This window comes from Streptomyces gobiensis (assembly GCF_021216675.1).
In the GTDB taxonomy this organism is placed as follows: Bacteria; Actinomycetota; Actinomycetes; order Streptomycetales; family Streptomycetaceae; genus Streptomyces; species Streptomyces gobiensis.
The window spans coordinates 143,619-163,230 of record NZ_CP086120.1 but is presented as its reverse complement, the minus strand read 5'-3'; the positions used below and the strand labels follow the sequence as shown (position 1 = coordinate 163,230).

18 protein-coding genes are annotated in these 19,612 nt (G+C 68.9%); 15 read left to right on the top strand and 3 right to left on the bottom strand.

Annotated elements, in window-relative coordinates:
- Positions 1-209: 209 nt before the first annotated feature.
- The 10 genes from pdxT to test1122_RS00730 all read left to right on the top strand — a co-directional run bounded on the left by pdxT (position 210) and on the right by test1122_RS00730 (position 11,440).
- Entirely contained in the window at positions 210-806 is a 597-nt protein-coding gene (gene pdxT, locus test1122_RS00775; RefSeq protein ID WP_232267212.1) for a pyridoxal 5'-phosphate synthase glutaminase subunit PdxT, read from the top strand.
- A 57-nt stretch (positions 807-863) separates the two neighbouring features.
- The gene (locus tag test1122_RS00770) at positions 864-1,613 is read left to right on the top strand and encodes a YebC/PmpR family DNA-binding transcriptional regulator (RefSeq protein WP_232267211.1); all 750 of its coding nucleotides are present in this window, start codon (positions 864-866) and stop codon (positions 1,611-1,613) included.
- 125 nt (positions 1,614-1,738) lie between these two features.
- On the top strand, positions 1,739-2,290 hold the full coding sequence (gene ruvC, locus test1122_RS00765) for a crossover junction endodeoxyribonuclease RuvC (RefSeq protein ID WP_232267210.1): 552 nt from the start codon (positions 1,739-1,741) through the stop codon (positions 2,288-2,290).
- The gene (gene ruvA / locus test1122_RS00760) at positions 2,287-2,916 is read left to right on the top strand and encodes a Holliday junction branch migration protein RuvA (RefSeq protein WP_232267209.1); all 630 of its coding nucleotides are present in this window, start codon (positions 2,287-2,289) and stop codon (positions 2,914-2,916) included. The genes ruvC and ruvA overlap by 4 nt, the downstream gene beginning before the upstream one ends.
- 421 nt (positions 2,917-3,337) lie before the next feature.
- A complete protein-coding gene (gene ruvB / locus test1122_RS00755) occupies positions 3,338-4,405 on the top strand; it encodes a Holliday junction branch migration DNA helicase RuvB (RefSeq protein ID WP_232267208.1) in 1,068 nt (355 codons plus the stop codon).
- 162 nt (positions 4,406-4,567) lie between these two features.
- The gene (yajC, locus tag test1122_RS00750) at positions 4,568-5,026 is read left to right on the top strand and encodes a preprotein translocase subunit YajC (protein WP_232267207.1); all 459 of its coding nucleotides are present in this window, start codon (positions 4,568-4,570) and stop codon (positions 5,024-5,026) included.
- A gap of 117 nt (positions 5,027-5,143) precedes the next feature.
- A complete protein-coding gene (gene secD / locus test1122_RS00745) occupies positions 5,144-6,913 on the top strand; it encodes a protein translocase subunit SecD (protein WP_232267206.1) in 1,770 nt (589 codons plus the stop codon).
- Between the two features lies 1 nt (position 6,914).
- Entirely contained in the window at positions 6,915-8,060 is a 1,146-nt protein-coding gene (gene secF / locus test1122_RS00740) for a protein translocase subunit SecF (RefSeq protein WP_232267205.1), read from the top strand.
- 16 nt (positions 8,061-8,076) lie between these two features.
- Positions 8,077-8,628, top strand: a complete 552-nt coding sequence (locus test1122_RS00735) for an adenine phosphoribosyltransferase (protein ID WP_422397054.1) — start codon at positions 8,077-8,079, stop codon at positions 8,626-8,628.
- Positions 8,629-8,899: 271 nt separating this feature from the next.
- Positions 8,900-11,440, top strand: a complete 2,541-nt coding sequence (locus tag test1122_RS00730) for a RelA/SpoT family protein (RefSeq protein ID WP_232267203.1) — start codon at positions 8,900-8,902, stop codon at positions 11,438-11,440.
- A 70-nt stretch (positions 11,441-11,510) separates the two neighbouring features.
- Here the strand turns inward: test1122_RS00730 and test1122_RS00725 are convergent, their stop codons facing one another.
- Complete coding sequence (locus test1122_RS00725; RefSeq protein WP_232267202.1) at positions 11,511-12,740, bottom strand: DUF349 domain-containing protein; 1,230 nt, start codon at positions 12,738-12,740, stop codon at positions 11,511-11,513.
- Positions 12,741-12,952: 212 nt separating this feature from the next.
- On the bottom strand, positions 12,953-13,777 hold the full coding sequence (locus test1122_RS00720; protein WP_232267201.1) for a peptidylprolyl isomerase: 825 nt from the start codon (positions 13,775-13,777) through the stop codon (positions 12,953-12,955).
- A gap of 133 nt (positions 13,778-13,910) precedes the next feature.
- Between test1122_RS00720 and test1122_RS00715 the strand changes: the two genes are divergently transcribed.
- The 4 genes from test1122_RS00715 to test1122_RS00700 all read left to right on the top strand — a co-directional run bounded on the left by test1122_RS00715 (position 13,911) and on the right by test1122_RS00700 (position 18,078).
- Positions 13,911-14,627 carry an MBL fold metallo-hydrolase gene (locus test1122_RS00715; RefSeq protein ID WP_232267200.1) on the top strand — a complete coding sequence of 239 codons (717 nt, stop codon included), beginning with the start codon at positions 13,911-13,913 and terminating at the stop codon, positions 14,625-14,627.
- A 12-nt stretch (positions 14,628-14,639) separates the two neighbouring features.
- The gene (gene hisS / locus test1122_RS00710) at positions 14,640-15,899 is read left to right on the top strand and encodes a histidine--tRNA ligase (protein WP_232267199.1); all 1,260 of its coding nucleotides are present in this window, start codon (positions 14,640-14,642) and stop codon (positions 15,897-15,899) included.
- Positions 15,900-15,958: 59 nt separating this feature from the next.
- Positions 15,959-16,606 carry a vitamin K epoxide reductase family protein gene (locus test1122_RS00705; protein WP_232267198.1) on the top strand — a complete coding sequence of 216 codons (648 nt, stop codon included), beginning with the start codon at positions 15,959-15,961 and terminating at the stop codon, positions 16,604-16,606.
- A 104-nt stretch (positions 16,607-16,710) separates the two neighbouring features.
- Positions 16,711-18,078, top strand: a complete 1,368-nt coding sequence (locus tag test1122_RS00700; RefSeq protein WP_232267197.1) for a replication-associated recombination protein A — start codon at positions 16,711-16,713, stop codon at positions 18,076-18,078.
- A 2-nt stretch (positions 18,079-18,080) separates the two neighbouring features.
- Here the strand turns inward: test1122_RS00700 and test1122_RS00695 are convergent, their stop codons facing one another.
- Positions 18,081-18,917 carry a DUF2470 domain-containing protein gene (locus test1122_RS00695; protein ID WP_232267196.1) on the bottom strand — a complete coding sequence of 279 codons (837 nt, stop codon included), beginning with the start codon at positions 18,915-18,917 and terminating at the stop codon, positions 18,081-18,083.
- Between the two features lie 55 nt (positions 18,918-18,972).
- On the opposite strand from test1122_RS00695, the gene rpsD reads away from it, so the two are divergent.
- Positions 18,973-19,584 carry a 30S ribosomal protein S4 gene (gene rpsD, locus test1122_RS00690; protein ID WP_232267195.1) on the top strand — a complete coding sequence of 204 codons (612 nt, stop codon included), beginning with the start codon at positions 18,973-18,975 and terminating at the stop codon, positions 19,582-19,584.
- Positions 19,585-19,612 lie beyond the last annotated feature (28 nt).

Below are 19,612 nucleotides of genomic sequence, written 5' to 3'. Positions count from 1 at the left end.
GGGGAGCCCTAGCAGGCTCACCCCCACAGTGTTGTGGGCACTCGGTCCGCCCGAGGGGCGGAACGGGTGGGCACAACACCGGCCACCGGGCCCGCACCGGCCAACCCCGGGGTCCCGGGGCGAAGCCCCGGTTTCCGGGAAGGGGCGGGACTGGGGAGAAACCACCCGCCCCGGCGTGGGCCGACAGCACCCGTTCCGAGAGGTACCCGTTGAGCACCCGCACCCCCACCATCGGCGTTCTCGCCCTCCAGGGCGACGTCCGTGAGCATCTGGCCGCACTCGCCGGCGCCGGCGCCGAGGCCCGTACCGTCCGCCGCCCCGAAGAGCTCGCAGCGGTCGACGGCCTGGTGATACCCGGTGGCGAGTCCACCACCATCTCCAAGCTGGCGACCGCCTTCGGCCTGCTGGAGCCGCTGCGCGACCGGGTCCGCTCCGGGATGCCCGCTTACGGCTCCTGCGCGGGCATGATCATGCTCGCCGACAAGATCCTGGACCCGCGCTCGGACCAGGAGACCATCGGCGGCATCGACATGATCGTGCGCCGCAACGCCTTCGGGCGGCAGAACGAGTCCTTCGAGGCCGCCATCGAGGTCGCGGGCATCGAGGGCGGCCCGGTCGACGGCGTGTTCATCCGGGCACCGTGGGTGGAGTCCACCGGCGCCGAGGCCAGGACTCTGGCCAGGTATGACGGTCACACGGTCGCGGTCCGCCAGGGGAACCTCCTGGCTACCTCCTTCCACCCCGAACTCACCGGCGACCACCGCGTGCACTCGCTGTTCACCGCGATGGTGCGGGAAGCGGGATAAGCGGCTGGCGTAGGATCGCGGAGTTGGTTCTGTTGGTGACTTTGAAGGAGCGAGGCTGTGTCCGGCCACTCTAAGTGGGCAACCACCAAGCACAAGAAGGCCGTGATCGATGCCAAACGCGGCAAGCTTTTCGCCAAGCTGATCAAGAACATCGAGGTCGCGGCCCGTACCGGCGGAGCTGACCCGGACGGCAACCCCACGCTCTACGACGCCATTCAGAAGGCGAAGAAGAGCTCGGTGCCGAACAAGAACATCGACAGCGCGGTCAAGCGCGGTGCGGGTCTTGAGGCCGGCGGCGCCGACTACGAGACGATCATGTACGAGGGCTACGGCCCCAACGGCGTCGCGGTTCTTATCGAGTGCCTGACCGACAACCGCAACCGGGCCGCCTCCGATGTCCGTGTCGCCATGACCCGCAACGGCGGTTCGATGGCCGACCCCGGCTCGGTCTCGTACCTCTTCAACCGCAAGGGCGTTGTCATCGTCCCCAAGGGAGAGCTGACCGAGGACGATGTCCTTGGCGCGGTCCTCGAAGCGGGTGTTGAGGAAGTCAACGACCTGGGCGAGTCCTTCGAGGTGATCAGCGAGGCGACCGACCTGGTCGCTGTCCGCACCGCGCTCCAGGAAGCCGGGATCGACTACGACTCGGCCGACGCCAACTTCGTACCGACCATGCAGGTTCAGCTGGACGAGGAGGGCGCACGCAAGATCTTCAAGCTGATCGACGCCCTTGAGGACAGCGACGACGTGCAGAACGTCTTCGCCAACTTCGATGTCTCCGACGAGGTCATGGCCAAGGTCGGCTGAGCTTTTGAGCTTTGCGGTATCCAGCGGGCCGGTGAGGCAGACACACCTCACCGGCCCGTCGGCGTTGTCGGCGCCAGCCGATAACCTGCGAGAACAGTTGACCGAAGCGAGAAGGTGAGGGCGCGGTGCGCGTGCTCGGCGTGGATCCGGGGCTGACCCGCTGCGGCATCGGGGTCGTGGAGGGCGTCGCGGGCCGCCCGCTGCGGATGGCCGCGGTGGGCGTGATCCGCACCCCCGCCGACGCCGAAGTCGCCCAGCGGCTCGTGGAGATCGAGCGCGGCATGGACGAGTGGCTGGACACCCACCAGCCCGAAGCGGTCGCCGTGGAGCGGGTGTTCAGCCAGCACAACGTCCGTACGGTCATGGGCACCGCCCAGGCCAGTGCCGTCGCCATGCTCTGCGCCGCCCGCCGCGGGCTGCCGGTCGCCCTGCACACCCCCAGCGAGGTCAAGGCCGCCGTCACCGGCACCGGGCGGGCCGACAAGGCGCAGGTCGCCGCGATGGTGACCCGGTTGCTGCGGCTCGACGCGCCGCCCAGGCCCGCGGACGCCGCCGACGCGCTCGCGCTCGCCATCTGCCACCTCTGGCGCGCGCCCGCGCTGAACCGTCTTCAGCGGGCCCATGCCGCCGCCCGGCGCGGTCCCGACCCCCGTGTACAGAAAGGCACCATCCGATGATCGCCTTCGTCTCCGGGCCGGTCGCCGCCCTCGCCCCGGACACCGCCGTGGTCGAGGTCGGCGGTGTCGGCATGGCCGTCCAGTGCACCCCCGCCACCCTGGCCGGACTGCGCGTAGGACAGCCGGCCAAGCTCGCCACCTCGCTGGTCGTACGGGAGGACTCGCTCACCCTCTACGGTTTCGCCGACGACGATGAGCGACAGGTCTTCGAGCTGCTGCAGACCGCCAGCGGCGTCGGCCCCCGGCTCGCTCAGGCGATGCTCGCCGTACACAGCCCCGACGCACTGCGGCTGGCCGTATCCAGCGGCGACGAAAAAGCCCTCACCGCCGTCCCGGGCATCGGCAAGAAGGGCGCGCAGAAGCTGCTGCTGGAGCTCAAGGACCGGCTGGGCGGGCCCGTGGGCGCCGGAGCGCATATCGGCCGCCAAGGCGTGGGCAACGCCGCCGCCGACTGGCGGGAGCAGCTGCACGCCGCCCTGATCGGCCTCGGCTACGCCACCCGGGAGGCCGACGAGGCGGTAACCGCCGTCGCCCCGCAGGCCGAAGCTGCGGCGGCCGAGGGCGGCCCGCCGCCGGTCCCGCGGTTGCTCCGCGCGGCGCTGCAGACCCTGAACCGCACCCGTTGACCAACGAGAGATTCCCGATGCCACGCTTGCCCTGCCCCAGCTGTACTTACTGCGGAGCCCTGCCGCCCGCGCTGGGGGCCCGCGCTTTCAGCGTGGGCTCACCGGGTGGCCCGTCGCTGGGCCCTGCCCACGCAACTACCCGCTCCGGGGGCGTCCTGGGTTGGTGTCCCCGAGTCCCTCCCCCAGCTACCTCCCCCAGACTTCGTCTGGGAGGTGCCCCCAGGAGGTGCCCCCACCTCCCCGCTGTGCCGATGTGCGGCTCCGCCGCGTGGCGGGGCTCCGGCTCCGGGCCCCCGGGGGCGCCGGTGCGGTCCGGTGGCCGGGGCTGTGCCCACAACACAGTGGGGGTCTGGGGGCGGAGCCCCCAGTCTCGGGAAGGGGAGGGGCTGGGGAAAGACCTCGATTCCGGGAGGCGACCCGTATGACCTGGGATGACGGCGCGGAGCGCCTCGTGGGCGCCACCGCCGACAGCGAGGACACCGCCGTCGAGGCGGCCCTGCGCCCCAAGGACCTGGACGAGTTCATCGGCCAGACCAAGGTGCGCGAACAGCTCGACCTGGTACTCAGGGCCGCCCGCCAGCGCGGTGGCACAGCCGACCATGTGCTGCTCTCCGGTGCGCCCGGCCTTGGCAAGACAACCCTCTCTATGATCATCGCGGCCGAGATGGGCGCCCCCATCCGGATCACCTCCGGTCCGGCCATCCAGCACGCCGGAGACCTCGCCGCGATCCTCTCCTCCCTTCAGGAGGGCGAGGTGCTCTTTCTCGATGAGATCCACCGGATGTCCCGGCCCGCCGAGGAAATGCTCTATATGGCCATGGAGGACTTCCGCGTCGACGTCATCGTCGGCAAGGGCCCCGGCGCCACCGCCATCCCCCTGGAGCTCCCGCCCTTCACGCTGGTCGGCGCCACTACCCGGGCCGGACTGCTGCCGCCCCCGCTGCGTGACCGCTTCGGCTTCACCGCGCATATGGAGTTCTACGAGCCCGACGAACTGGAGCGCGTCATCCACCGCTCCGCCCGGCTGCTGGACGTCGAGACCGACGCCGAAGGCGCCACCGAGATCGCCGGACGCTCCCGTGGCACCCCGCGTATCGCCAACCGACTGCTGCGCCGGGTGCGGGACTACGCCCAGGTCAAGGCCGATGGCGTGATCACCCGCGAGGTGGCCGCCCGGGCCCTGGCGGTCTATGAGGTGGATGGCCGCGGTCTGGACCGGCTCGACCGTGCGGTGCTCGAAGCGCTGCTCAAGCTGTTCAACGGTGGCCCGGTGGGCCTGTCCACCCTCTCCGTCGCGGTTGGGGAGGAACGTGAGACAGTTGAAGAAGTCGCCGAGCCCTTCCTGGTCCGTGAGGGCCTGCTCGCCCGCACTCCCAGGGGCCGCGTCGCCACCCCTGCCGCATGGGCTCACCTGGGGCTCGTCCCGCCCCAGCAGTCCGCGTCACCGCAAGGGGGCGCACCGGGACAAGGCGGGCTCTTCGGAGTGTGACGGCGAGGAGACTCGCCGCCGATGGAACCCCAGTGCCATGCTGGACGTTGTTCCACAGGTGCGGGCTCGCTTAGACTCCGCCGATGCCGTCCCTACCGGATGGCCTGCCCACCCCATACCCCAGGCCGCTCCCCGCGGTCATACAAAGGAAACTCTTCCGCCGTGGATATCGCAATTCTCCTCCCCTTCATCGTGCTCATCGGCGCCATGTTCCTGATGACCCGGTCGGCTAAGAAGAAGCAGCAGCAGGCCGTGCAGATGCGTGAACAGATGCAGCCTGGCACCGGCATCCGGACCATCGGCGGTATGTACGCCACGGTCAAGGAGGTCCACGACGACACCGTCCTCCTTGAGGTGGCCCCTGGGGTGCACGCCATGTACGCGAAGAATGCCGTTGGCGCGGTGCTGGAGGATGATGAGTACGAGCGCATCGTCACCGGCGCACCCGCCGTCGACGACGACACCCCGGTGATCCCGGACGACGCCTCCTCACTGACCGAGGACCCGGACGCCACCGAGGGTGAGAAGATCGACCTGGGTAAGAACAGCGACGAGACCGACGCCGCTGAGGACGGGGAGCCCAAGGACACCAAGCAGGACGGCGACAACGGCTCGAAGTAATCGGGCACGCCGCCGGACCGACCCATAAGGTCCGGCGGCGTCGCACGTTCCGCACACCACTTCGCGGCCGCGCGGTGACCATCGCGCGCGGGCGGCTGGACAGGGAGATACGAGAAGGTGGCAACACCGAAAAGGGGCCGCAGGTCCCCGGGGACGCCGGGAAAACCGTGGCGCCCCCTCACGATGATCATCGTGCTCATGGGGGTTCTCGTCGGGGGCATGTTCCTTGCCCCGTCTCAAACGCCCCGGCTGGGCATCGACCTGGCGGGCGGCACGAGCATCACGCTCGAGGCGCAGGACCAGCCCGGCAAGAAGAGCGCCATCAACGAGACCAACATGAACACCGCCGCTTCGATCATCGAGCGGCGCGTCAATGGGCTGGGCGTCGCGGAAGCCGAGGTTCAGACCCAGGGCACCCGGAACATCATCGTCAACATCCCCCGCGGCACTGACGAGAAGCAGGCCCGCGAGCAGGTCGGATCCACGGCCGAGCTGGGCTTCCGGCTGGTGCTCGCCGAGGCTCCCGCCACGCCCGCCCCCGCTCGGCCCGATGGGGCCAAGGACGGCGGCGACAAGGGTGACGAGAAGAAGGGCGACAAGGGCGACAAGACTGACTCCGCCTCTTCCCCGTCCTCCGAGCCCACCACCCAGGGTCGTGCCGCCACCGATGCCCTGAAGGCCAACGACGACGGCACCGAGTCGCCGAAGCCGACGGGCTCCCCCGCCCCGGAGGAGAAGCAGGAAGACCCCACCGTGCCGGGGCAGCAGGGCCTTCCGGGCGATCTGGGCAAGCAGCTGGAGGCGCTGGACTGCTCCACCAAGCAGGCCCGTCTCGAGGCCAACCGGGCTGCGGCCCAGGTTGATGCGTCCGACCCCATCGTGGCCTGTGATCGTGAGCGCCCGGTTAAGTACGCGCTCGGCAAGGTCGAGGTCCCTGGGACCGACGTCAAGGGCGCCGCCGCCGTCATTGACGAGCGGAGCCGTCAGTGGATCGTCCAGATGGACTTCAACTCCCGTGGAGCCGAGAAGTTCGCTGACGTCACGGGTCAGATCGCCCAGTTGCCGCCGCCGCAGAACCAGTTCGCGATCGTGCTCGACGGTGAAGTCGTCTCCGCCCCCTCCGTTCAGGGACGGATCCCCGGCGGCCAGGCCAAGATCGAAGGCAGCTTCACCCAGGAGTCCGCCAGCGATCTGGCGAACGTCCTCAAGTTCGGTGCCCTGCCGATCAGCTTCGAGGAGGCCAACGTCTCCAGCATTGGAGCCGCACTCGCCGGTGAGCAGCTCAAGGCGGGTCTGATCGCCGGGGCCATCGGCCTGGCACTCGTCGTCCTCTATCTGCTCTTCTACTACCGGGCGCTGGCCGCTGTCGCGGTCGCCAGCCTGATGGCCATGGGCGGGCTGACCTATACGATCATGACCTTGCTGGGGCCGGGGATCGGCTTCGCGCTGAGTCTCCCGGCGATCTGCGGCGCCATCGTGGCCATCGGCATCACAGCGGACTCCTTCATCGTCTACTTCGAGAGAATCAGGGACGAGGTCCGGGAGGGACGCAGCATCCGGCCCGCCATCGAACGGGCCTGGCCCCGGGCCCGGCGTACGATCCTCGTCTCCGACGTCGTCTCGTTCCTGGCCGCCGTGGTGCTGTTCTTCGCCGCCGTCGGTACGGTGCAGGGCTTCGCCTTCGTGCTCGGCCTGACCACGGCCCTGGACGTGGTGGTGGTGTTCCTGCTCACCAAGCCGATGACGACGCTGCTTGCCGGTCGGAAGTTCTTCGCTGACGGCCACCCGTGGTCCGGCCTCAGCCCCAAGCGTCTCGGCGCACGGCCACCGATCAGGGGCAGTCGCCGTCGCTCGGCCCCCCTCTCCGCCGACCCGAAGGAGGCCTGAGATGTCACGGATCGGCGCTCTCGGTGCCAAGCTGTACCGCGGTGACTCCAGCTATGACTTCGTCGCCCGGCGGAAGCTCTGGTACGGCATTTCGCTGCTCATGATCGTGATTTCCCTGACCGGCCTTGGGGCCAAGGGGCTCTTCATGGGCGTCGAGTTCCAGGGCGGTGCTGTCTACACCACGCCCAAGACCGAGATGACCGTAGAGCAGGCGCGCTCGACCGCCCAGGCTGCCTCCGGAAACGATGCCCGAGTCCAGCAGCTGGGCAGCGGCGGGCTCCGCATCACGGTCACGGGCCTGGACACGGAGACCTCCAACGAGACCCGTGCGGCTCTCGCCAAGGAGCTCGGTATCCCCACCCAGCAACTGGACTCCGATCTGGTCGGCCCCAGCTGGGGCGAGCAGATGACCAGCAAGGCCCTCACCGGCATGGTGATCTTCCTGGTGCTGGTGAGCGTCTATCTGGCCATCGCCTTCGAGTGGCGGATGGCGCTGGCCGCCCTGGTCGCTCTGATCCACGACCTGGTGATCACCGTCGGGGTGTACGCCATCGTCGGCTTCGAGGTCACCCCCGGCACCGTGGTCGGTGTGCTGACGATCCTCGGCTACTCGCTGTATGACACGGTCGTGGTGTTCGACAAGGTCAAGGAGAAGACCGGGACCCTCGGCAAGCAGTCCCGCCACACGTATGGCGAGCTCGCCAACCTCGGGCTCAACGCGACCCTGATCCGTTCCGTCAACACCTCGGTGGTCGCCCTGCTCCCGGTGGCCGGGCTCCTCTTCATCGGCGCCGGGCTGCTCGGCGGCGGCATGCTCAAGGACATCGCGCTGTCGCTGTTCGTCGGCCTCGCCGCGGGTACGTACTCCTCGATCATGATCGCCACCCCGGTGGTCGTGGACCTCAAGACCCGCGAATCGACGGTCAAGGCCCACGACAAGCGGGTGCTGACCAAGCGGGCCAAGACCCTGACGAAGGTCGGCTCCGAGGAAGACGGCTCTGTAGACCTCCACGAGGAGGACGACGACGCCGACGAGGACGCCGAGCCGCAGGACGCCGCACCGGCCGGTGCCGGGGTCGTCGCTCCACGCCGCCAGGGTGGTACGCCCGGTGGCCGTGGCCGCAGCCGCTCCGGAAAGCGGCGGTGACGGCCCCGTGACCTCACTGACCCCGGTCCCTGAGGAGCTGGCCAGCCTGCTGCTCAGCCGGATCCGCGATGTGGCGGACTACCCGAAGCCGGGCGTGATGTTCAAGGACATCTCACCGCTGCTCGCCGATCCGGCCGCCTTCACCGCGCTCACCGAAACACTGGCCGAGCGCTGTGCCGAATTCAGCGCGACCAAGGTCGTCGGGCTGGAGGCACGCGGCTTTATCCTTGCCGCCCCGGTCGCCATCCGCGCCGGCGTCGGCTTTGTGCCGGTGCGGAAGGCGGGCAAGCTGCCCGGTCCGACCCTCGGCCAGGCGTACGAGCTGGAGTACGGCACCGCCGAGATCGAGCTCCAGGCCAACGCGCTGGGCTCCGATGACCGCGTCCTGGTCATCGACGATGTGCTGGCCACCGGCGGCACTGCCGAGGCGTCGCTACAGCTCATCCGCCGGGCCGGGGCCGAGGTCGCGGGCATAGGCGTCCTGCTGGAGCTGGGTTTCCTCGCCGGACGGCACCGGCTGAAGCAGTCCCTCAATGGTGCCCCGCTGGAGGCACTGATCACGGTCTGACCACCACCCAACGCGCATGCCGCAGGAGAGGGCGCCCCGGATTTCCCGGGACGCCCTTTCTCTTCGCTGAAGAACATCCTGTGCGGCCACATCGCTGGCTCCCCGGCCCTTCTGCCATGCCACTGGAGCCCCACCGGTGGCAGGCTCTGGGCGGCCGCGCGCCAGCAGGGCCGTCGGCGCCGATATCATGGAGGCCCAGATCTGTTTCTGGGGGCCGGAACATCCCTTCTCGTCCGTCTTCGGCCAAGGAGGGTCCACTCGAGGAGTGCTCTTGCCAGACGAGTCCCAGCCGCTCACCGCCGCACAGCGCCGGGACGCCGACTCATCCGCACCCGCCCAGGGCGCGGATAAGACGCCCGACCAGGGCAGTGGCGACACCGCCAAGCCGCAGTCTTCCAGCAGCCCCCAGGCAGCCGCCCGTGCGGGCTCGGGGTCGACAGCGGTGGGCAAGAAGGAGGACCCGGGCGCGCGCGCCCAGGTCTCGCCCGCGCGTGCCGTCTCGGGGGTCTCCGGCCGCTACGGCTCCTCCAACCGCGTACGTGCCCGCCTCGCCCGGCTCGGTGTGCAGCGCTCCAGCCCGTACAACCCCGTCCTGGAGCCCCTGCTGCGGATAGTGCGCGGCAACGACCCGAAGGCCGACACCTCCACCCTGCGCCAGATCGAGCGGGCCTATCAGGTGGCCGAGCGCTGGCACCGCGGCCAGAAGCGCAAGAGCGGCGACCCGTACATCACCCACCCCTTGGCCGTCACCACCATCCTCGCCGAGCTCGGCATGGACCCGGCGACCCTGATGGCGGGCCTGCTGCACGACACCGTCGAGGACACCGAGTACGGCCTGGACACCCTGCGCCGGGACTTCGGCGACCAGGTCGCCCTCCTGGTCGACGGCGTCACCAAGCTGGACAAGGTCAAGTTCGGTGAGGCCGCCCAGGCCGAGACCGTACGCAAGATGGTCGTCGCCATGGCGAAGGACCCACGGGTCCTGGTCATCAAGCTCGCCGACCGGCTGCACAATATGCGCACCATGCGCTTCCTGCGCCGGGAGAAGCAGGAGCAGAAGGCCCGCGAGACCCTGGAGATCTACGCTCCGCTCGCCCACCGTCTGGGCATGAACACCATCAAGTGGGAGCTGGAGGATCTCGCGTTCGCGATCCTCTATCCCAAGATGTACGACGAGATCGTGCGGCTGGTCGCCGAGCGCGCCCCCAAGCGCGACGAGTACCTGGCGATCGTCACCGACGAGGTCCAGTCCGATCTGCGCGGCGCCCGCATCAAGGCGACCGTGACCGGGCGCCCCAAGCACTACTACAGCGTCTACCAGAAGATGATCGTGCGCGGCCGCGACTTCGCCGAGATCTACGACCTGGTGGGCATCCGTGTCCTCGTCGACACCGTCCGTGACTGCTACGCGGCGCTGGGCACCGTGCACGCCCGGTGGAATCCGGTGCCCGGGCGGTTCAAGGACTACATCGCGATGCCCAAGTTCAATATGTACCAGTCGCTGCACACGACGGTCATCGGGCCGGGCGGCAAGCCCGTCGAGATGCAGATCCGCACCTTCGATATGCACCGCCGCGCCGAATACGGCATCGCCGCGCACTGGAAGTACAAGCAGGAGGCCGTGGCGGGCTCCTCCAAGGTGCGTACGGATGTGCCGAAGAAGGCCGGCAAGGAAGACGCCGTCAATGACATGGCGTGGCTGCGGCAGCTGCTCGACTGGCAGAAGGAGACCGAGGATCCAGGCGAGTTCCTGGAGTCGCTGCGCTTCGACCTCTCCCGTAACGAGGTCTTTGTCTTCACCCCCAAGGGCGATGTCATAGCGCTTCCGGCCGGGGCCACCCCCGTCGACTTCGCCTATGCCGTCCATACCGAGGTCGGCCACCGCACCATCGGCGCCCGGGTCAACGGGCGGCTTGTCCCGCTCGAGTCGACCCTGGACAACGGCGACACCGTGGAGGTCTTCACCTCCAAGGCATCCGGCGCCGGGCCCTCCCGGGACTGGCTCGGCTTCGTCAAGTCTCCCCGCGCCCGCAACAAGATCCGTGCGTGGTTCTCCAAGGAGCGCCGTGAGGAGGCCATCGAGCAGGGCAAGGACTCCATCGCCCGCGCGATGCGCAAGCAGAATCTGCCGATCCAGCGCATTCTCACCGGCGACTCACTGGTCACCCTGGCGCATGAGATGCGCTACCCGGACATTTCCTCGCTCTACGCGGCTATTGGCGAGGGCCATGTCTCCGCGCAGAACGTCGTCCAGAAGCTTGTCCAGGCCCTCGGTGGCGAGGACGCCGCGAACGAGGACATCGCCGAGACCGCCCCACCGATCCAGCGCCGGGCCAAGCGGCGCTCCAGCGCTGACCCCGGCGTGATCGTCAAGGGCGTCGATGACGTCTGGGTCAAGCTGGCCCGCTGCTGCACACCTGTGCCCGGTGACCCCATCATCGGGTTTGTCACCCGTGGCAGCGGCGTATCGGTTCACCGCGCCGACTGCGTCAACGTCGACTCGCTCTCCCGGGAGCCGGAGCGCATCCTCGAGGTCGAATGGGCGCCCACCCAGTCTTCCGTCTTCCTGGTCGCCATCCAGGTCGAGGCGCTGGACCGCTCCCGGCTGCTCTCGGATGTCACCCGGGTCCTCTCGGACCAGCACGTCAACATCCTGTCGGCGGCCGTCCAGACCTCCCGCGACCGGGTCGCCACCTCCCGTTTCACTTTCGAGATGGGCGACCCCAAGCACCTGGGCCATGTCCTCAAGGCGGTCCGCGGCGTAGAAGGCGTCTACGACGTCTACCGCGTCACGTCGGCGCGCAGACCGTAACGGGCAGGCTGACAGGCCGCACAGGGGCGGGAGGTGGGGAACCCCCACCTCCCGCCCCGGCCGGAACCCCTCAGCCGCCGAACTCCTCCAAGCCCTTGAGTGCCTGGTCCAGCAGCTCCTGCCGGCCGGCCAGCTCCTTCTCCAGCTTCTCGGCCTTGGCCGTGTTCCCCGCCGCCCGGGCCTTCTCGGCCTGCGCACGGAGTTTGTCGACCGCGTCCTGCAACTGTCCGGTCAGCCCGGCCGCCCGTGCCCGCGCCTCCGGGTTGGTGCGGCGCCACTCGGCCTCCTCGGCCTCCTGGATGGCCCGTTCCACAGCATGCATCCGGCCCTCGATCTTCGGCCGGGCGTCCCGCGGCACATGACCAACGGCGTCCCAGCGCTCATTGATGGCCCGGAAGGCCGCCCGCGCCGCCTTGAGGTCGGTGATCGGCAGGAGCTTCTCGGCCTCGGTGACCAGCTCCTCCTTACGGGCCAGGTTCTCCCGCTGCTCCGCGTCCCGCTCCGCGAACACCTCACCGCGTGCCTGGAAGAAGACGTCCTGTGCACCACGGAAGCGCTGCCACAGAGTATCTTCGTGCTCACGCTGCGCCCGGCCCGCGGCCTTCCACTCCTGCATCAGCTCGCGGTACTTGGCGGCCGTCGGGCCCCAGTCCCGTGAGTCCGAGAGCGCTTCGGCCTCGGCGACCAGCTTCTCCTTGCGCTGTCGTGCCTCCTCGCGCTGCGCGTCCAGCGCGGCGAAGTGCGCCTTGCGGCGCTTGGAGAAGGCCGAGCGGGCATGGGAGAAACGGTGCCACAGCTCGTCGTCCGTCTTGCGGTCCAGCCGGGGCAGGCCCTTCCAGGTGTCGACCAGTGCGCGCAGCCGCTCACCGGCCGCCCGCCACTGTTCGCTGCGCGCAAGCTCCTCAGCCTCGGCGACCAGCGCTTCCTTGGCCTTGCGTGCCTCCTCGGACTGCCTGGCCTTGGCTGCCTTGCGCTCCTCACGACGGGCCTCGACCGTCTCAGTCAGCTTGTCGAGCCGCTTGCGCAGCGCGTCCAGGTCGCCGACCGCGTGATGGGCGTCCACCTGCTCGCGCAGATGCCCGATCGCGCTCATCGCGTCCTTGGCCGACAGATCGGTGGTCTTCACCCGGCGCTCAAGGAGGCCGATCTCCACGACCAGGCCCTCGTACTTGCGCTCGAAGTAGGCCAGGGCCTCCTCTGGGGAGCCTGCCTGCCATGAGCCGACGACCTTTTCGCCATCGGCGGTACGCACGTACACGGTCCCCGTCTCATCGACGCGGCCCCACGGGTCGCTGCTCACAGCGCCTCCTCCACATGACACCGACGGGGCACCGCACCCCCGGCATCGTCCACAGTTGTCGTCCGGCCGACTGTTCTTCGGAATGGTTCACAATGCTGATCGCCTGGGCTGATCGCCTGGCCGGAGCAGGCACCCTACACAACGCCAACATAGGCGACCGGCGGCCAGGCTGTCCGCATCCAGCGCGACCGAAATTCCACGCTTGGCATGTCTCAGCTCTTGCTGACCGGCGCCTTGTTGATCACCACGTTCGCCTTCGGCACCGTGGCCTGAATCTGCGGATCGCTGACGGAACCCTCTTCCGCGATCTTCCTCAGCACGTCCATGCCGGTGTTGACCGTCCCGAACGGGGTGTAGTCCGGGGGCAGCGGACTGTCCTCGTAGACCAGGAAGAACTGGCTGCCGCCGGTGTTGCGGCCCTTGCCGGTCTGGGCGTTGTACGTATTGGCCATTGCCACGGTGCCGGCCGGGTAGACCTTGTCCTTGACCTTCGGGTCCTTCAGATTCTCGTCCGGAATGGTGTAGCCGGGGCCGCCCTGGCCCGTACCCGTCGGGTCGCCGCACTGCAGCACATAGATGCCCTGGTCGACCAGACGGTGGCAGCGGGTGTGGTCGAAGTACCCGTTACCTGCCAGGAAGTTGAAGGAGTTCACGGTACGCGGTGCCTTCGCGGCGTCCAGCTTGATGCCGATATCGCCGCATGTGGTCTCGAGGTTCATGACGTACGACGCTGAGGTGTCGATCGCCATCTTCGGCTCTTTCTTCCACTGCTTGCCGTTCGGCTCGCCCTTCGCGGGCTTCTCGCAGAGATCCGAGGAGGCCTTGGTGTCTCCACTGTCCTTCTCCCCGTCGTCGTTCCTGTCGCCGCCCAGCGCGCCCGTGGCATACACGATGCCCGCCGCGAGCACCAGGACGAGTCCGCCCGCGATCGCTGAGTTCCGGATCCGCGCCTTCCGGCGCGCGGCGGCCCGCCGCTGCTCCTGGCGGGCGAGCTTCTGCTGCGCGAGCTGCTTGCGCCGCTGCTCACTGCTGACCACGGGACGTCTCCTTCGGACCATGCGTACATACGTGCCAGAGGTTGCCCGTACCGTATACGGGTTCGCGACGGCCGCGCCGCCGCCGGTAGGCTCTGAACTGCCCAACCCTCTGCCGGACGACTGAAGGACGATCGTGCTCATTGCCGGGTTCCCCGCCGGGGCCTGGGGGACCAATTGTTATCTGGTCGCCCCCGCCGCTGGTGAGGAGTGCGTGATCATCGACCCAGGCCACCAGGCCGCCGAAGGTGTCGAGGAGGCCATCGCCAAGCACCGGCTGAAGCCGGTCGCCGTGGTGCTCACCCATGGCCATCTCGACCATGTGGCCTCGGTGGTGCCCGTTTGCGGTGCCCACGGTGTCCCGGCCTGGATCCACCCCGCCGACCGCTACATGATGAGCGACCCGGAGAAGGGGCTGGGCCGCTCCATCGGGCAGCCGTTGATGGGCGAGCTGACCGTGGGAGAGCCGGACGATGTCCAGGAGCTCACGGACGGATCGCGGTTGGAGCTGGCCGGTCTGGAGCTGACCGTCGCACACGCGCCAGGTCATACCAAGGGGTCGGTGACCTTCAAGCTGCCCGAGCAGGACGACGTTCCACCGGTCTTCTTCTCGGGCGACCTGCTGTTCGCCGGCTCCGTCGGACGTACCGATCTGCCCGGCGGCGACCACGCCGAGCTCCTCGGATCGCTGGCACGGGTGTGCCTGCCGCTCGATGACTCGACCGTGGTGCTGTCCGGCCATGGCCCCCAGACCACCATCGGCCGCGAACGCGCCACCAATCCCTTTATGCGGGATGTGGCAGCGGGCGGCCCTGGCGGCGGCGCGACGGCCGCCCCACGACGAGGAATGTAGCGAGAACAATCCGTGAGCACTTTTTCCGCCCCTAAGGGCACGTATGACCTGATTCCACCGGATTCGGCTGATTATCTGGCGGTGCGCGAGGCGATCGCCGCGCCACTCAAGCGCGCGGGATACGGCTATATCGAGACGCCCGGCTTTGAACAGGCCGCCCTCTTCGCCCGCGGCGTCGGTGAGTCCACCGACATCGTGACCAAGGAGATGTACACCCTCACCACCAAGGGCGGTGATGAGCTGGCCCTGCGCCCCGAGGGCACCGCCTCCGTGCTGCGCGCCGCCCTCCAGGCGAATCTGCACCGTGGCGCGCTGCCGGTGAAGCTCTGGTACTCCGGCTCGTACTACCGCTACGAGCGGCCGCAGGCCGGTCGTTACCGGCACTTCTCACAGGTAGGCGCCGAGGCGCTGGGCTCCGAGGACCCGGCGCTGGACGCCGAGCTGATCATTCTGGCCGTCGACGCCTACAGGTCCCTGGGCCTGCAGAATTTCCGGCTGCTGCTCAACTCGCTGGGGGACACCGAGTGCCGCCCGGTCTACCGGGCGGCACTCCAGGACTTTCTACGCGGCCTCGACCTCGATGAGGACACCCGCCAGCGGATTGACATCAACCCGCTGCGGGTCCTCGATGACAAACGGGATAGCGTACAGCAGCAGCTCATCGGTGCCCCGATGATGCGCGACCACCTCTGTGAGGCGTGCAAGATCTACCACGAGCAGGTGCGTGAACTGCTCATCGCCGCCGGTGTCGCCTTCGAGGACGATCCCAAGCTGGTCCGTGGCCTGGACTACTACACCCGCACCACCTTTGAGTTCGTCCACGATGGCCTTGGCTCTCAGTCCGCCGTCGGCGGCGGTGGCCGCTACGACGGGCTCTCGGAGATGATCGGCGGTCCGGCGCTGCCCTCCGTCGGCTGGGCGCTCGGGGTGGACCGTACGGTGCTCGCGCTGCGTGCGGAGGGCGTCACGCTGGAGCTTCCGTCGCGCACCGATGTGTTCGCCGTCCCGATCGGTGAGGAGGCCCGGCGGGCCCTCTTCGGCGTGATCACCGAACTGCGCCGTGGGGGTGTGGCGGCGGACTTTGCCTACGGTGGCAAGGGCATGAAGAACGCCATGAAGTCAGCCAACCGCTCCGGCGCCCGCTACGCACTCGTGCTGGGCGAGCGCGACCTCGCCGAGGGGGTGCTCCAGATCAAGGACCTGGACAGCGGTGAGCAGACAGCGGTCGCACTCGATACGGCGGTGGCCGAAGTGCTCGCGAAACTCGGCTGACCCCTGAGTCGTTGATGCACAATAGTCAGCAGACCTCGGACGACAGGACGACACACACTATGACGACGACGGCACCCGCTGACACGGCCGGCACTGGCCAGAACGGGCCATCGCGGGGTGCCGTCGCGGCGAGCCGCTCCTTCGCCTGGCTGCTGATCGTGAGCGGGGCGGCAGGGCTGCTCGCAGCCTGGGTCATCACGATCGACAAGTTCAAGCTCCTGGAGGCGAAGGCAGCCGGGGAGAGCTTCACCCCCGGCTGCAGCCTGAACCCCATCGTCTCCTGCGGCAACATCATGGAGAGCGACCAGGCATCGGCCTTCGGATTCCCCAATCCCATGCTTGGCCTGGTCACCTACTCCGTGGTGATCGCCATCGGGGTCGCGGCGCTTTCCGGCGCCAGGCACCGCCGCTGGTTCTGGCTCGGTCTGCAGGGCGGCACTCTCTTCGGCGTCGCCTTCTGTACCTGGCTGATGTACCAGTCGCTGTATGTCATCAACTCGCTGTGCCTGTGGTGCAACCTGGCCTGGGTCGCCACGATCTTTATGTTCTGGTACACGCTTGTGCACAACCTGCGGCACAACATCATTCCGGCCCCGGCCGCGCTGCGGCGCGGCGTGCTCGAGTTCCACTGGGTGCTGCCGGTGGTGCATGTCGGCATTATCGGCATGCTGATCCTGACCCGCTGGTGGGACTTCTGGACCAGCTAAGCCGCCCGACGAAGCCCCGCCACGCGGCGGAGCCGCATACCGGCAAAAAGGCGAGGCCCCTCCGGCCCGCCAGGGCTGTCAGCGGCGTCGTTTAGGGTTCCACCGTGGAGCCCGACTTGTTCACCGCCGCCGCAGAGGAACGCCAGGCGCAGGATCCATCCGCCAGCCCGCTGGCCGTCCGTATGCGCCCGCGCACCCTCGATGACGTCGTGGGCCAGCAGCATCTGCTGCGCCCCGGATCCCCGCTGCGCCGCCTGGTCGGTGAAGGCGGCGGGGGCCCGGCCGGTTCCTCCTCGGTGATCCTGTGGGGGCCGCCGGGCACCGGCAAGACGACCCTCGCCTATGTGGTCAGCCAGGCGACCGAGAAGCGCTTTGTCGAGCTGTCGGCCATCACCGCCGGAGTCAAGGAAGTGCGGGCGGTCATCGACGGCGCCCGGCGCTCCTCCGGCGCGTACGGCAAGGACACGGTCCTCTTCCTCGATGAGATCCACCGCTTCAGCAAGGCCCAGCAGGATTCGCTGCTGCCCGCCGTTGAGAACCGCTGGGTGACGCTGATCGCGGCCACCACCGAGAATCCGTACTTCTCGGTGATCTCCCCGCTGCTCTCCCGCTCCCTGCTGCTCACTCTGGAGTCGCTGACCGACGACGATCTGCGCGGGCTGCTGCGCCGGGCGGTCACCGACGCCCGGGGCCTGGCCGGGGCGGTCACGCTCCCCGAGGACGCCGAAGGCCATCTGCTGCGGATAGCAGGCGGCGACGCCCGCCGGGCGCTGACCGCGCTGGAGGCCGGAGCGGGCGCGGCCATGGCCAAGGGCGAGAGCGCGATCTCCCTGGCGACGCTGGAGGAGGCTGTCGACCGGGCCGCGGTGAAGTACGACCGCGATGGTGACCAGCACTACGACGTGGCCAGTGCCCTCATCAAATCCATCCGTGGTTCGGACGTGGACGCCGCACTGCACTATCTGGCCCGGATGATCGAGGCGGGGGAGGATCCGCGCTTTATCGCCAGACGGCTGATGATCTCCGCCAGCGAGGACATCGGTCTGGCCGATCCCACCGCCCTGCAGACGGCGGTGGCGGCGGCCCAGGCCGTGGCGATGATCGGCTTCCCCGAGGCCCGTATCACCCTCAGCCAGGCGACCGTGGCCCTCGCCCTGGCCCCCAAGTCGAACGCCGCCTACCTGGCCATCGACGCCGCGCTCGCGGATGTCCGGGCCGGGCTCGCCGGACCGGTGCCGCCGCATCTGCGGGACAGCCACTACAAGGGCTCCGACAAGCTCGGCCACGGCAAGGGGTATCAGTACCCGCACGATCTGCCCGGCGGCATCGCGGCACAGCGGTACGCCCCGGATGAGATCCACGGCAAGCGGTACTACGAGCCCACCCGGTACGGCGCCGAGGCCCGGTATGCCGACGTCGCCGAACGCGTCCGCGCCCGGCTGCGCGACGAGCCGTTGCCCGACGAGCGGTAGCGCTACTCCACCGCAGCCGCCTCGAACAGCCGGTGCATGGCCCGCCGCAGCTGCGCCACGTCAGCCACCGGCTCCGGGAACTCAAAGCGCGCGTCGAACCCGTCGCTCTCTCCGCAGTACCGCACCCGCAGCCCAAAACGGTCCAGCGCCAGTGGTACCGCACGCCGCCCCGCGGCACAGGGACCTTCCCGCTCGCCCAGCAGTGCGCACAGGCCGCCTACCTGCTCACTGTGCGCGGCCGCCAGATGCTGCAGCAGATCAGCCTCGTGCGGCACCAGCGGATCGGCCTGGGCCGCCGCGAAATCGTCCGGCTCGACCTGGCTCTCACCCCACAGATCGTCGATATACGCCTCGCCGACCTCCAGTCGCAGCATCATCCATCCCGGGCCGCTGACCGGCGGACCGGCCGGGTGGCGCTCGGCGAGCAGCTTGCCGCATTCGCCCCGGTCGGCGCCGCGCACCGCTGTCAGCCAGCCGGTGACCCAGGCCCGCCCGCGGATCCGGTGGGGCACCGAGACCGGTGCGACATCCGTGATTTCCATCACGGCGGTGAGGTCGTCGTCCTGGGCGTAGGCGGCGGCCCGTGCGGCCGGGGAGTCGGCCGGGACCAGTACGACCACGTCCCCGTCGGAGGTCACCGCCCGTGACTGCGGCACCCCGGAGCCCAGCTCATCGGGCTCGACGCCGGGAATTCTCAGTACGGCGGATACGCTGGACTCCACGAGGGTTCGTACTCGCTCGGCGGCGGTCGGCTGCCGAGGGTCTTCTTCCACGGGACGCGGCTGACCCGTCCCTGCGTCGTCATCGGTGCTGGGCAGGGGGATCCCAGGTCGAAACATACGTTCTCCTCCGCTAAGGTAAGCCTCACCTAACTTACACGGAGGTCCGTTCAACGTGAACCAGTCGCGTCCCAAGGTCAAGAAGTCGCGTGCCCTCGGCATCGCGCTGACCCCGAAGGCCGTCAAGTACTTCGAGCAGCGTCCCTACCCGCCGGGGGAGCACGGCCGGGGTCGCAAGCAGACCAGTGACTACAAGGTCCGGCTGCTGGAGAAGCAGCGTCTGCGCGCTCAGTACGACATCAGTGAGCGCCAGATGGCGCGTGCCTACGACCGCGCTCGGAAGGTCGACGGCAAGACGGGCGAAGCCCTCATCGTCGAGCTTGAGCGCCGTCTGGACGCGCTCGTCCTGCGGTCGGGTATCGCCCGCACCATCTACCAGGCCCGCCAGATGGTGGTGCACGGTCACATCGCGGTGAACGACCGGAAGGTCGACAAGCCGTCCTTCCGGGTCCGCCCGGACGATGTCGTGACGGTCCGCGAGCGCAGCCGCGGTAAGCACCCCTTCCTGGTGGCGCGCGAGGGCGGCTACGCCCCCGATGGCGAGACCCCGCGCTACCTCGAGGTCAACCTCGAGGCGCTCGCCTTCCGGCTGGACCGGGACCCCAACCGCAAGGAGATCCCGGTCACCTGCGACGAGCAGCTGGTCGTCGAGTACTACGCCCGCTGACCGGCTCCAGCAGCCGCAGCCGCACCGC

Excerpts from the sequence above, each read along its gene's own strand:
- ruvB (WP_232267208.1), top strand. The coding sequence starts at position 3,338 with ATGACCTGGGATGACGGCGCGGAGCGCCTCGTGGGCGCCACCGCCGAC.
- test1122_RS00705 (WP_232267198.1), top strand. The coding sequence starts at position 15,959 with ATGACGACGACGGCACCCGCTGACACGGCCGGCACTGGCCAGAACGGG.
- ruvA (WP_232267209.1), top strand. The coding sequence starts at position 2,287 with ATGATCGCCTTCGTCTCCGGGCCGGTCGCCGCCCTCGCCCCGGACACC.
- secF (WP_232267205.1), top strand. The coding sequence starts at position 6,915 with ATGTCACGGATCGGCGCTCTCGGTGCCAAGCTGTACCGCGGTGACTCC.
- test1122_RS00695 (WP_232267196.1), bottom strand. The coding sequence starts at position 18,917 with ATGTTTCGACCTGGGATCCCCCTGCCCAGCACCGATGACGACGCAGGG.